Annotated in this window: 14 protein-coding genes and 4 tRNA genes; 6 read left to right on the top strand and 12 right to left on the bottom strand. The window is 41.3% G+C overall.

The genetic code is table 11. The features are described 5' to 3' along the window. Window positions 1-2: 2 nt before the first annotated feature. From rplK to ACOQOA_RS00665, 7 genes are all read right to left on the bottom strand, one after another. Window positions 3-431, bottom strand: a complete 429-nt coding sequence (gene rplK / locus ACOQOA_RS00695; RefSeq protein ID WP_155153991.1) for a 50S ribosomal protein L11 — start codon at window positions 429-431, stop codon at window positions 3-5. 149 nt (window positions 432-580) lie between these two features. Then, window positions 581-1,111 (bottom strand): transcription termination/antitermination protein NusG, encoded by a 531-nt coding sequence (gene nusG / locus ACOQOA_RS00690; protein ID WP_328597123.1) that lies wholly within the window; start codon window positions 1,109-1,111, stop codon window positions 581-583. A 69-nt stretch (window positions 1,112-1,180) separates the two neighbouring features. Beyond that, on the bottom strand, window positions 1,181-1,369 hold the full coding sequence (gene secE / locus ACOQOA_RS00685) for a preprotein translocase subunit SecE (protein ID WP_155153990.1): 189 nt from the start codon (window positions 1,367-1,369) through the stop codon (window positions 1,181-1,183). Window positions 1,370-1,469: 100 nt separating this feature from the next. Beyond that, window positions 1,470-1,545: transfer RNA gene (locus ACOQOA_RS00680), tRNA-Trp, on the bottom strand. A 20-nt stretch (window positions 1,546-1,565) separates the two neighbouring features. Continuing rightward, a complete protein-coding gene (gene tuf / locus ACOQOA_RS00675; protein ID WP_420546773.1) occupies window positions 1,566-2,756 on the bottom strand; it encodes an elongation factor Tu in 1,191 nt (396 codons plus the stop codon). Between the two features lie 60 nt (window positions 2,757-2,816). Beyond that, window positions 2,817-2,890: transfer RNA gene (locus ACOQOA_RS00670), tRNA-Gly, on the bottom strand. Between the two features lie 58 nt (window positions 2,891-2,948). Then, window positions 2,949-3,033, bottom strand: a tRNA-Tyr gene (locus ACOQOA_RS00665). Between the two features lie 266 nt (window positions 3,034-3,299). Between ACOQOA_RS00665 and rlmB the strand changes: the two genes are divergently transcribed. From rlmB to ACOQOA_RS00635, 6 genes are all read left to right on the top strand, one after another. Then, window positions 3,300-4,151 (top strand): 23S rRNA (guanosine(2251)-2'-O)-methyltransferase RlmB, encoded by an 852-nt coding sequence (rlmB, locus tag ACOQOA_RS00660; protein WP_420546772.1) that lies wholly within the window; start codon window positions 3,300-3,302, stop codon window positions 4,149-4,151. A gap of 141 nt (window positions 4,152-4,292) precedes the next feature. Then, a tRNA-Thr gene (locus tag ACOQOA_RS00655) sits at window positions 4,293-4,368 on the top strand. A gap of 300 nt (window positions 4,369-4,668) precedes the next feature. Then, window positions 4,669-5,076 carry a BLUF domain-containing protein gene (locus tag ACOQOA_RS00650; RefSeq protein WP_420546771.1) on the top strand — a complete coding sequence of 136 codons (408 nt, stop codon included), beginning with the start codon at window positions 4,669-4,671 and terminating at the stop codon, window positions 5,074-5,076. Window positions 5,077-5,094: 18 nt separating this feature from the next. Next, window positions 5,095-5,772 carry a DUF6134 family protein gene (locus ACOQOA_RS00645; protein ID WP_420546770.1) on the top strand — a complete coding sequence of 226 codons (678 nt, stop codon included), beginning with the start codon at window positions 5,095-5,097 and terminating at the stop codon, window positions 5,770-5,772. A gap of 4 nt (window positions 5,773-5,776) precedes the next feature. Next, window positions 5,777-6,511 carry an SDR family NAD(P)-dependent oxidoreductase gene (locus ACOQOA_RS00640; protein WP_420546769.1) on the top strand — a complete coding sequence of 245 codons (735 nt, stop codon included), beginning with the start codon at window positions 5,777-5,779 and terminating at the stop codon, window positions 6,509-6,511. A gap of 1 nt (window position 6,512) precedes the next feature. Next, complete coding sequence (locus tag ACOQOA_RS00635; RefSeq protein ID WP_420546768.1) at window positions 6,513-6,932, top strand: hypothetical protein; 420 nt, start codon at window positions 6,513-6,515, stop codon at window positions 6,930-6,932. Here ACOQOA_RS00635 and ACOQOA_RS00630 read toward each other — a convergent pair. Genes ACOQOA_RS00630 through ACOQOA_RS00610 form a run of 5 tightly spaced genes read right to left on the bottom strand, consistent with a single transcriptional unit; the run spans window position 6,910 to window position 12,108 of the window. After that, window positions 6,910-7,446 carry a DUF3833 domain-containing protein gene (locus ACOQOA_RS00630; protein ID WP_420546767.1) on the bottom strand — a complete coding sequence of 179 codons (537 nt, stop codon included), beginning with the start codon at window positions 7,444-7,446 and terminating at the stop codon, window positions 6,910-6,912. The genes ACOQOA_RS00635 and ACOQOA_RS00630 overlap by 23 nt on opposite strands. Next, the gene (locus tag ACOQOA_RS00625) at window positions 7,446-8,756 is read right to left on the bottom strand and encodes an MFS transporter (RefSeq protein ID WP_420546766.1); all 1,311 of its coding nucleotides are present in this window, start codon (window positions 8,754-8,756) and stop codon (window positions 7,446-7,448) included. Before ACOQOA_RS00625 ends, ACOQOA_RS00630 begins: the two co-directional genes overlap by 1 nt. Further along, window positions 8,722-9,966: a class I SAM-dependent methyltransferase gene (locus ACOQOA_RS00620; RefSeq protein WP_420546765.1), complete on the bottom strand. Its 1,245-nt coding sequence runs from the start codon at window positions 9,964-9,966 to the stop codon at window positions 8,722-8,724. Before ACOQOA_RS00620 ends, ACOQOA_RS00625 begins: the two co-directional genes overlap by 35 nt. Then, on the bottom strand, window positions 9,959-10,768 hold the full coding sequence (locus tag ACOQOA_RS00615; protein ID WP_420546764.1) for a DUF1365 domain-containing protein: 810 nt from the start codon (window positions 10,766-10,768) through the stop codon (window positions 9,959-9,961). The genes ACOQOA_RS00620 and ACOQOA_RS00615 overlap by 8 nt, the downstream gene beginning before the upstream one ends. Beyond that, window positions 10,768-12,108, bottom strand: a complete 1,341-nt coding sequence (locus ACOQOA_RS00610; RefSeq protein WP_420546763.1) for an NAD(P)/FAD-dependent oxidoreductase — start codon at window positions 12,106-12,108, stop codon at window positions 10,768-10,770. The genes ACOQOA_RS00615 and ACOQOA_RS00610 overlap by 1 nt, the downstream gene beginning before the upstream one ends. Between the last annotated feature and the right edge of the window lie 53 nt (window positions 12,109-12,161).

Below are 12,161 nucleotides of genomic sequence, written 5' to 3'. Positions count from 1 at the left end.
TATTAACCCTCTACTTCTACACCCATAGAGCGCGCTGTACCCTTAATGGATTCCATTGCAGCTTCTACAGTAACAGCGTTCATATCTTTAAGCTTTGTTTCCGCGATTTCACGGATTTGAGCTTCAGTTACTTTACCAACTTTATTTTTATTTGGCTCACCAGAACCAGACTTAATTTTCGCAGCTTTTTTCAAGAAGAAAGAAGCAGGTGGCGTCTTTGTAACGAAGTCGAAAGAGCGATCTTCATATGCTGTAATAACAACAGGAATCGGCATACCCGCTTCCATTTGTTGTGTTTGTGCATTGAACGCCTTACAGAATTCCATAATGTTTAGGCCAGCTGCACCAAGTGCAGGACCTACCGGAGGAGAAGGGTTAGCTTGACCAGCCGGAATTTGGAGCTTGATATAGCCCGAAACTTTTTTAGCCATAATATCCTCATAAGAGTATGGTCGCGGTCCGACGCCCCGGCTTTGATTTGGGGTCTATCTTCCGCAACCTGTTACGTTTGAGCCGCCTTATTTAATCGGTTCAGCGAAAAAAGCAAGTAAAAAGTTACAATTCTTAAAAAGAACTATAATTACAACTTCTCAACTTGCCCATATTCCAATTCAACCGGTGTCGAGCGACCAAAGATCGACACAGTAACTTTCAAGCGTGCGCGTTCCTCATCAACTTCTTCAACCATACCGTTGAAGCTCGCGAAAGGACCGTCTGACACTTTAACTTGCTCACCAACTTCGAAAGTAACGGATGGACGTGGACGCTCCACACCCTCTTGCACTTGATGCAAGATACGTTGCGCTTCTTTCGCAGAAATCGGAGATGGACGTTTACCAGATCCCAAGAAGCCTGTTACCTTGGCTGTGTTATTCACCAAGTGCCAGCTTTCGTCTGTCAGATCCATATGCGCCAGAATATAACCCGGGAAGAACTTACGCTCGGATTTCACTTTCTGACCGCGACGCATCTCAACAACTTCTTCAGTTGGAACCAACACGTCCAAAATTTGATCCTGTAGGTCAGAAGCTTCAGCCTGCTCTTTAATAGACTCAGCTACTTTTTTCTCAAAACCGGAATAAACGTGTACGACATACCAACGATGAGCCACTTTTAAATCTCCAATAAATTGCCTGTTTGCTATTCAGCTTATAGGACAGCGAACTGATAAAAACCAGCCTTAACCTAAAATTAGGCCAACACCCCAAGAAATAATGCTATCAACCGCGAGGAAGAAGAGTGACATGAATGCCACCATAACAAAGACCATCAATGTCGCAATACCTGTTTCCTTACGTGTCGGCCACGTAACTTTAGAAACTTCCTGACGAACTTGACGAACGAACTGAGCTGGTGATGTTTTAGCCATTATTTTCCAGTAAAATCTTGCTTGTCCAGTTAACCTTGAGCCGCTGAAAGAGATTTCTTCCAGCGGCGCACAGGCTGCCTCCAGATGAGGCGATCAATTTTGGCAGGGGCACTAGGATTCGAACCCAGGGCCTACGGTTTTGGAGACCGTCGCTCTACCAACTGAGCTATACCCCTATAATTGCCAAACTCTTTGACTACTCAGTTACTGCAGCAACTACGCCGGCACCAACTGTGCGTCCACCTTCGCGGATCGCGAAGCGAAGACCGTCGTTCATCGCGATAGGTGCGATCAACTCAACATCCATTGTGATGTTATCACCTGGCATTACCATCTCTGTACCTTCTGGCAATACTACAGAACCTGTTACGTCTGTTGTACGGAAGTAGAATTGTGGACGGTAGTTAGAGAAGAATGGTGTATGACGACCACCTTCATCTTTTGTCAGAATGTAGCACTCACATTTGAACTTTGTATGTGGCTTGATAGAACCTGGAGCACATAGTACTTGACCACGCTCAACGTCTTCACGACCAACACCACGCAACAATGCACCAATGTTGTCACCAGCTTCACCGCTATCAAGCAGCTTGCGGAACATTTCAACACCTGTACATGTTGTTTTTGTTGTTTCTTTAAGACCTACGATTTCGATCTCTTCACCAACTTTAACAACACCAGATTCTACACGACCTGTTACTACTGTACCACGGCCAGAGATAGAGAATACGTCCTCAATCGGCATCAAGAATGGCAAGTCAATAGCACGTTCTGGCTGTGGAATATATTCGTCAACAGCAGCCATCAGCTCAAGAATTTTCTCTTTACCGATGTTGTCGTCGCGGCCTTCCAATGCTGCCAAAGCAGAACCAGCGATGATTGGTAGATCGTCACCTGGGAAGTCATAAGAAGACAACAATTCACGAACTTCCATCTCAACCAATTCCAACAACTCTTCGTCGTCAACTTGGTCAACTTTGTTCAAGAATACTACAAGTGCAGGTACACCAACCTGACGTGCCAACAAGATGTGCTCACGTGTTTGTGGCATTGGACCGTCAGCTGCGTTCACAACCAAGATCGCACCATCCATTTGAGCCGCACCAGTGATCATGTTTTTAACATAGTCAGCGTGACCTGGGCAGTCTACGTGTGCGTAGTGACGTGTTTCAGTCTCATACTCAACGTGTGCTGTGTTAATTGTAATACCGCGCTCACGCTCTTCAGGCGCTTTGTCGATGTCACCGAAGTCAGTTGCGTCTGCACCGTTTACTTCAGCCAATACTTTGGAAATCGCCGCAGTAAGAGTTGTCTTACCGTGGTCAACGTGACCAACTGTACCAATGTTACAGTGTGGTTTATTACGTTCAAACTTTTCTTTAGCCATTTGTCAAAATTCCCTAACGACTAGAAATGCACCTGATCGAGTATTCCTGAATAAATCCTTTGGAGCGGGTAGAGGGAATCGAACCCTCGTAATCAGCTTGGAAGGCTGGAGCTTTACCACTAAGCTATACCCGCAGAATTCTCATACAAGCTACTCTATAAACTCATATAGCCGCTATGCAGCTGATATCGATGGTGGAGGGTGTTGGATTCGAACCAACGTAGGCATAGCCAGCGGATTTACAGTCCGCCCCCTTTAGCCACTCGGGCAACCCTCCTTACTCAGCGAGTTCACCGATATGTGCCGCTCACGGCAGGGAGGTGTTTAAGATTTCCGAGCCCTTCTGTCAACGCAAAAACCGAAAGAAATTTAAAAAAAGTTAATTATTTTTTTCACTTTTGCGAATAGTTCGGAAAGAATCCCAGTTTTCCGCGCTTCTGCACCTTTCAATAATATATTAGTTGTCACATAATCTATTTGCTTATCTGCCATATAACTATGTAAAAAGGCTAAAACCTAATCATAAAAGAAGTGAATCGCATCATGGCACAACGCCGCAAAGGTCATAAGTCTGGTAACATGCCAAAAAGAGACCAACAACAAAGTCAAAAGAAAAGTAACCAACGCTCAAATAATGAGTCAAAAACACGCCTGCCCCGTGCCGGAGGAAATCAACTATGGTTATATGGGAATCACCCAATCACGGCAGCCCTTGAAAATAGAGAACGTAAGATAGAGGCAATCGCTGTGACAGCTTCTACACAGGATCGATATGCAGATCTTTGTATAAAACGTAATATTCCGATGATTGTGACCAATAGAGAAGAACTTGATCGCTTGTTTGGAGAAGACGCCATACATCAAGGCGTCGGATTATTAGTCCAGCGCTTAAACGAATACGCTTTAGAGGATTTATTGTTCGGTGCCGGAGAAGATGATGTTTATCTGGTTCTTGATCAAGTAACTGACCCTCATAATGTAGGCGCTATTTTACGATCCGCGGCTGTCTTTGGCGCAAAAGCTGTCATTCTCCCTGAACGCAATGCGCCAGAGGAATCAGCTGTGCTCGCCAAAAGTGCAAGTGGTGCTCTTGAAAGCACGCCTCTTGTATATGTAGGTAACCTTGCACGAGCACTAGATAAAATTCGTGATGCGGGTTTTTGGACGGTGGGCTTCGCAGGTGAAGCTGAAGTAGAACTTCAGGAAGTTACCCTAACAGGAAAGATTGCATTGGTAATGGGTGCGGAAGGCCCTGGCATGCGCCGCCTCACCCGTGAGAACTGTGATACTCTTGCCCGTATTCCAATGGCAGAAAATGTGGTAGGTAGTCTAAATGTCTCTAATGCGGCTGCAATTGCACTATACGCAACCAAGGCACAACGGTCTTCCAATTAATGTTGAAAATAAGCAATCATTAGTTTTTTCAAGGCTTTCACATATAGGGCAAAAAAAAAGTTAAAAAAATTTCAAAAAAATGAAAAAAAGGTCTTGCACTGACCGACGGACATCACTAAAACCTCGCCTTGTCAAGACGACGCCGCAATAGCTCAGTTGGTAGAGCAGTTGATTTGTAATCATCAGGCCCGCGGTTCGAATCCGTGTTGCGGCACCATAAAAGCCTTCGAGCAATTCTCGGAGGCTTTTTTGTTTTGCAGCTAACACCAATAGAAAAACTGGCAATACGTTTAAGATATCCGTGCTTGATAACTCCCCTTAGAAAGGGTGTAACATCCTTGAAGCATGATCCATTTCAAGCTAAGCCATCTCGCACTTAAAGCAACTTTTCATCCTTTATTATGAGTATCACATAATCCATTTATCAAATTCATCCGTACACAGATAGATCAAAATGCCGAGTTTTTGGGCCAAGATAGATAATCTTGTTCCAAAGCAATAAGGAGGATATCGATTTATGCTGTTAACACGTTTAATTTATGTGAGTGATCTAAATCCTGACGAAAATTTCAAAGCGGAGCAAATGTTAGCATCTGCCAGAAAGTTTAATAAGAGCAACTTCGTAACAGGTGCCCTATGGTTTACAGGGCGTCAGTTTATACAAGTCTTAGAAGGTGGACGTCATGCCGTGAGTGAGACCTATCACCGTATTGCAAAAGATACACGACATCAAAATATAGAATTGGTAAGTTGTAGTACTGTGGATGAACGAATTTTTGATAATTGGTCTATGGGATTTTTTGGTGATACGAGTAAAAATCAGGCTCAAACCTTAAAATATTCGGTTACAGACCAACTACAGCCGGAAAGTATGACAGCGGATAGCCTACTTTCAGCTCTTCGCAGTCTGGAGCTGACCGAATAATATTTTAATGGTGATGCTATGGCTTTCCGTTTTCTTTTAGTGTTAGTGACATTTTCTATATACGCGAAAGCTGTACTTGCAGACCCAAGCCAAATATATCCTGACACTCACCGCTTCGAAATTTATCGAGACGGCGATCTTGTCGGGGAACATATTACTGACTTTCGACAGGATGCTTCTCAGTTAACTGTCTCTTCCAATATGAATTTGGATATTAAATTTCTAGGACTTACTTTTTACAGCTTTTCTTATCTTTCTAAAGAAATCTGGACTAATGATGAGCTGAATTCATTAGAAGTGTATATTGATGATGATGGTGACATTACAAATGTTACCGCACAAAAGACTGATAATGGTCTTTCCATTACCACTGATAACGAAAGTTATATACATCCAACAACACTCGTCACAACAAACCATTGGCTTGCTAGTGTCATTCATAGTAACGCCGTTTTAAACACCTTAACTGGTAATGTGAACTATGTGGAAATTCTAGACGGAGAATGGGAAAACATCATCATCGCTGACGGAAAAATATTAGCCAAACGATATGACTATACAGGCGATCTTAAAGATACTTCAGTTTGGTATGATAAAGAAGGCCGTTGGGTAAAACTATCTTTCAAGGCAAGAGATGGTTCAGATATCGAGTATCTATGCCAAACCTGCCCTGTCACACAAAACAGCAATGGATAAAAAAATGCCAAACAAAAAACTTCATGCACTCATTACCGGTGGCAGTGGTGCTATAGGATCGCATTTGGCTTATGCTTTGGTGGCAGAAGGATACCATGTAACGGTTGCTGGTCGAGATGAAGAGAGCCTCAAAAGAGTGGCCAATAATAATCCGCATATATCTTACCAAATCTCAGATGTTACTGATCCAATTGAAACAGCCTCCCTTGTGGCAAAAACATTACCGTTGGATATTGCAATTCTGAATGCTGGCGCATATCAACCGGGTATGACGTCACAAACCACCATTGACACCTTCCAACACATGATGAATGTTAATTTTTTTGGTGTAGTCAATTGCTTGCCTCCGTTGATAAATCACATGAAACAACATGGCGGACATATAGCAATTGTAGGCTCACTGGCGGGTTATGTCGGTTTACCAAATGCATCAGGTTATGGTGCAAGTAAAGCTGCGGTAGTTAACCTTTGTGAAAGTTTACAGGCTGAGTTGCAAGGGAGCCCTGTTAAGATTCAACTCATCAGCCCAGGTTTCGTCAAAAGTAAACTAACAGATAAAAACGATTTTCATATGCCCGACTTATTGGAACCAGAAGAAGCGGCACAATTTATCATCAAAGGATTGAAAAGTGATAAATTTGAAATCGCCTTTCCTCGTCGTTTTTGTCGTAAGATAAAATTATTACAGCTGTTACCTTATAAAGCCTATTTCTCACTTATTAAAAAGGTAGTCGGATAATATGCATAGCTCCATAAAATCCTATATTCGCCTATTTGAAAATTTGTCCGAAGAACTTATCTCCAAAATGGATGAATATGTTGCAATGAATGTAACATTCAAGGACCCTTTTAACGAGGTTCACAATCTATCCTCGCTTCAACTGATTTTACGAAAAACTTTATTAGACGTACAAAACCCACAGTTTCTTGTTCTACGTACATTTGAAGAGGATGGTAAATACATCCTTAAATGGCGTTTTTCTGGTAAGGTGCCTGTTATTGGTTTGTGGGAAGTAGAAGGATTAAGTGAAATCTACTTAAATGAAGAAGGAAAAATTGCAGGGCATATCGATTATTGGGATGCATCTGAAAATTTCTATATGAGAATTCCTGTTTTAGGGTCTCTTCTTGGCAAGATCAGGCAGCGATTGCAGGTCTGACAAAAAATATACTCACCTGCCCTACATCGAACCCCCATTTTGTAACAGTTGCCCGATTTATCAACACATCCCCTTCCTGTAAGAACATCCAGTCATCAAAATGCACGCGAAGATTTGAATCACCGACTTTCAGATCCAAATCATAACGCCAGTTTAGTGCATTACCGGCGACAACGCCTTTGGCCATACCGATAACATCATCAGCATACCCTACGTAATCTCCATTCTCATCTTTCTGAATAGTCCAGATTCGTTCATCTCGTTCCCCATCATCAAAATAAAATTGTTCATCCAGAATCAGCTTCTCATCTTTAATCGTTCCGATGATTTCAACACGAAATTGCCGTTTCACATTACCAAACCTATCTTCAAAAATACCATAGGCCATTGTTTGACCTTCAAAATAGTTAAATAAGTCAAATTTAGGTGTGGTATTTTCAAAATCTGAAATCTTCATGTTATTACAGCCTAAAAGAAAAATAGATATCAGGATTAAGGAGAATGTACGTATCATTATCTTCTCTTTTCCAAAGCGAGATTTAAGGCAGCATGTGTTTTTTGAGTAAGTGGAAAACCCCACATCAACCAAACGGCCAATATCTTTAATACGATTGGCAACACCGCATAGATCACTATCAACGCCATATATCCTGAAGAAGATTGTTCCGCCGAACGATCTAAGGATAATCCGTAATATTCTAATAAAGGAAAGGCGATCCCAACTGCAAGACCAAGGGATAGTTTGGTGGACATACTCCAATAGGCAAATAATGTAGATGTACGGTCGAAACCAAAACGAAACCGGTCCCAATCTGCACAATCGGCCTGAATCGATGGTGGTAATGACAAATCACTCCCCAAAGTGAAACCTGTTATTGCACAAATCAAACCAAAGACAAGCATATCACCTGCCCCCAGAAACGGAACTATGATAAAGGCCGCACAAGCAATCAACATTGAAAGACACCAAACTTTATGTTTATCCATTTGTCTCGCAACAGCCAACCAAACCGGTATCCCCAAAATGGCAAATAAGAAATACATAAAAATCAATAGATATTTATCTATTTCTTCAAGTTGCAAGACATAAGTCAAATACAATGGTAAACACACCGCTGGAAAGCCATTGGCTAGTCCGTTGACAAACCAGGCGGCTAAGACGCGAAGGAAAAGTAAATTCTTATAAGGGAATTTAAATGATGGCGCTTTACCTATTCGATGAGCTTCAGGAACAATTGATAGTGTAATAAGAAACAATATGATCCCAACAATGAAGGTAAACCACGCAAGAAATTGAAAACGATCAAATTCACTCAAATCGGTCAAAAAAAGAAGTAGCAAACCAACAGCCAAAATACCCGCAAGACCAATTCCTTCTCTTAGGCCGTTAATTTCATTTCGATCATGATAACTACCATATAACTCAACCGACCATGCCAAATAAGGAATCTGGATAATGGTCCATCCTAAATAAAGTAAACCTCCCCAAAAAATCAGATAATAAAAAGAACTATCGTCTGCAGGTGAAAACAAAAACAAGAGAGCAGGCCCAGCTATCAAGCCGCCAATCGCCATTGGTAATTTACGACGTCCAAGTCGCCGTGGAATACTATCTGTATAATGCCCCACTATAGGATCTGTGGTGACGTCAAACACACGTAAACCAAACATAACCCAACCAACCGTTGCCAGCCCTAACCCAACGGTTTCCGCATAGAATGTTGGCAAAAGCACAAATACCGGAATGGTCGGAAAAGCCAATGCAAAAGCAGGTAAAGCGTATAGAACCTTAAGACGGTTTTCGAATTTTGAAGAGGCCAACATCAATACTCCCCTTTGCAAATCCTGCTTCACAATAGGATAAATAATAAAGCCACATACGCTTAAACTTTTCATCAAACCCTAAAGGTTCGATCTCTTCCCAATTTGCTAAAAACTCATCACGCCAGATTTGACAGGTTTTTGCATAAGATCGGCCAAATAAGAAATCTTCCTCCAAGGTTAATCCATGTTGATCAATACTATATGATAAAGCCTGTTTGCTCGGCAGTAAGCCACCCGGGAAAATATATTTTTGAATAAAATCCACATTGCGACGGTATTTTTCAAAGCGCTTATCGTCGATTAAAATTACCTGTAATAGCGCTATACCACCGGGCTTTAATCGATCTTGAATAACTTTGAAATATGTTGACCAATATTCATGGCCAACGGCCTCAAACATCTCAATCGACACAATTTTGTCATACTGACCCTCGGTATCACGATAATCTGTTAGAGATGCAGATGCCTTATCTGCATATCCACCATCTGCATATCGCTTCGTCGCAAAATCCAATTGCTCCGTGGAGAGTGTCACCCCATGAATTTTTGCACCATATTCATTTGCTGCAACTTCTGAGAAACCACCCCATCCACAACCAATTTCAAGTATTGTCTCATCTTGCTTCAACTCAGCCATCTGAGCAATTTTGCGATATTTGAGATTTTGTGCGTCCTCTAACGTTTCTGCACCTTGCTCAAAAAGCGCAGAAGAATAGGTCATAGATTGATCCAGCCATTTTTCGTAAAAACGATTACCTAAATCATAATGAAAAGAAATATTTTTGCGTGATCCCGCACGTGAATTTGCATTTCGTAAATGCCCGAGGCGCTGCATGAACTTCACCAAAAAATTACCCTTCTTATCCGGTGAAAGCGACTTTTCATTTGCCAGCGCGAATTCAAATAATGCGGTCAGATCAGGTGTATCCCATTCACCAGTTAAATAACTTTCTGCAAAAGCCAACTCACCTTTCAGAAAAAACGTACGAATTGGTTTATAATTCTTAAGTAAAATCGTTGCAGTTGGCCCATTACCAACATGCCCGTCAAAACCTAAAATCTCTCCGTTCGGAAACACAATTTTGAGGGCCCCATATTCCAACCCATTCAACAAAGCTTTCAACGGGCGCATCCACATCTTCTTTGAAACAGTCATCGTTTTAGATAATTCCTGACTCGCCGAATAAGAGGAATTAGTTAAGTCAGTCATTTCCGAACCTTTCTTGATGCTGATTGGAATATACAACATGTGTCATATTGTCTGTTGGTGGGGCGGGACGCTCAACTAACTTCACCCCTTTTCGCCATAGATGTAGCGCTTCCCAATGAATGCCTGCGATAACTTTAAGGGTCATTAACGGATAACGTAAAAGCATTTTAGCCAATGCAAGATTACTAAACTTATCAGCCTTGCCTGTGAACATAGCCTTTAACAGAGGTCCCCTCTGATCATGCTGATTAATCACAACAGCAATATTCTCTTTCGGAGGTTTTATTGAGAAATGATAGATAGCATCCATATCAATGAATGGCGACACATAGAATTTCTTCTCACATGTTTGTTTAACATTGTTCTCTTTGCCGATTTCAACTTCAATCACATAACTATGACGTTGTTTAAATGTATTTGTAACCTCATAGATAATTGCAGCTAATTGATCCTCTTGATCGTAACAAAAATAGACACTTAACGGATTAAAAACATATCCAAACATACGGGGGTAACAAAGTAATTCAATACGACCTGAGCCTATTTCAATCTTCGCATTTGCAAGAGTTTCAGTAACATATTCCCGTAATCCAATCTTATCACCCTTGCCAAAATCCTTATTATGAAAGCTAAGTAAGTTCCATTTATTGAAACTAAAAAGCCACATTTTTTCATCCAATTTCTCCAATTCATCTAAATCGAACAAAAAACTACAAATGCGATATTTCAACATATGCTTTCTTGGCTTCAAACGCGCATGTAAAACACGCCCATGATACAATTTACTATTCCACTCACCCATCAGGCAGCATCCTTTGTATCTACATTCAATTGACTTGGTAAAATTGTTATACGTCCAGATTCATCAGCAACATTCCAAGGTCGCTTCAGCCCTCCCAACTGCTCGGCTACAGCTAAACCAGATTGCAATGCATCCTCGTGAAAACCATACCCAAAATAACTACCACAATACCAAATCCGTCTTGTACCTTGTAAGTTCCAAAGAAGTTTTTGTGCGGACATCGCTGCACGATCAAAAACAGGATGGTGATATAAAAAACTTCGAATCACACTGCCTTCCTTCGGCATTCTTGTAGGATTTAAAGTTACAAAATAATTCCTATCACCAGATAAATGCTGTAGACGGTTCATCCAATAAGTCACACAAACATTATCTTCCCCATCCACATTATCCCGTAGATAGTTCCAACTTGACCACGCACGTTTAGTATTTGGCATTAAACTTTCATCTGTATGTAAATGCGCAATATTAGGTTGATACTGAAATTGACTAAATATCTTGCGTTCGGCCCGATAATCATCAGGCAAGAAATTCCTGGTTTGGTCGCCATGCGTTGCCAACACCACATGATCAAATTCTTCTACAACACCATTACGGTCGCAAATGTAAGACTTATCCGCATCCGACCACACAGATTCCACTGCACGATTAAGATGAATATTTTTTTCATATGGCGCAGTGATTTTTTTCACATAATTGCGGCTCCCTCCCCGAACAGTACGCCATTTAGGGCGGTCAGAAACTTGCAATAGGCCATGATTATCACAAAAGCGAATAAACGATTCCAATGGATATTCTAGCATCTTATCCATAGGTGTCGACCAAATTGCCGCCCCCATAGGTAAGATATGATCTTTGATAAAGCTTTTCGAATATGCGTTTGCGCTCAGGTATTCTCCCAAGGTCATTTTTTGTAAATCAGAGTTTACCAATACTGCATCAGTTTCGCGGTAAAACCTCAAAATATCCGATAATAATTTCCAAAACTTTGGACGAAATGCATTACGCTTTTGTGCCAACATTCCCCATAGGTCAGTTCCACTATATTCAAAATCGCCAGCCCCGATTGAAACACCAAAAGACATATCGGTTTCATTTGTTTTCACACCAAGATAATCAAATAAAGCAATTAGATTAGGATAGTTCTTCTCATTATAAACGATGAAGCCTGTATCCACGTGACAATCGCCAGCATCAACTGTATTGCTATGCCCACCAATACGATCATCTTTTTCAAATACAATCACATCATGCTTTTGAGAAAGTAACCAAGCAGCAGACATACCTGCGACACCTGTTCCAACGACACCAATTTTCAGCTTTGTTTTCATATTAGGCATACTTTCATTTTAAATAATTCTATCCATCAATACGTGTCTCCATTCCATTCGGA

It is taken from the genome of Curvivirga sp., assembly GCF_965219885.1.
Lineage (GTDB): Bacteria > Pseudomonadota > Alphaproteobacteria > UBA8366 > Aestuariispiraceae > Curvivirga.
Note: the sequence above shows the minus strand (reverse complement) of the source record. Positions and strands in the feature narration are given on the sequence as shown.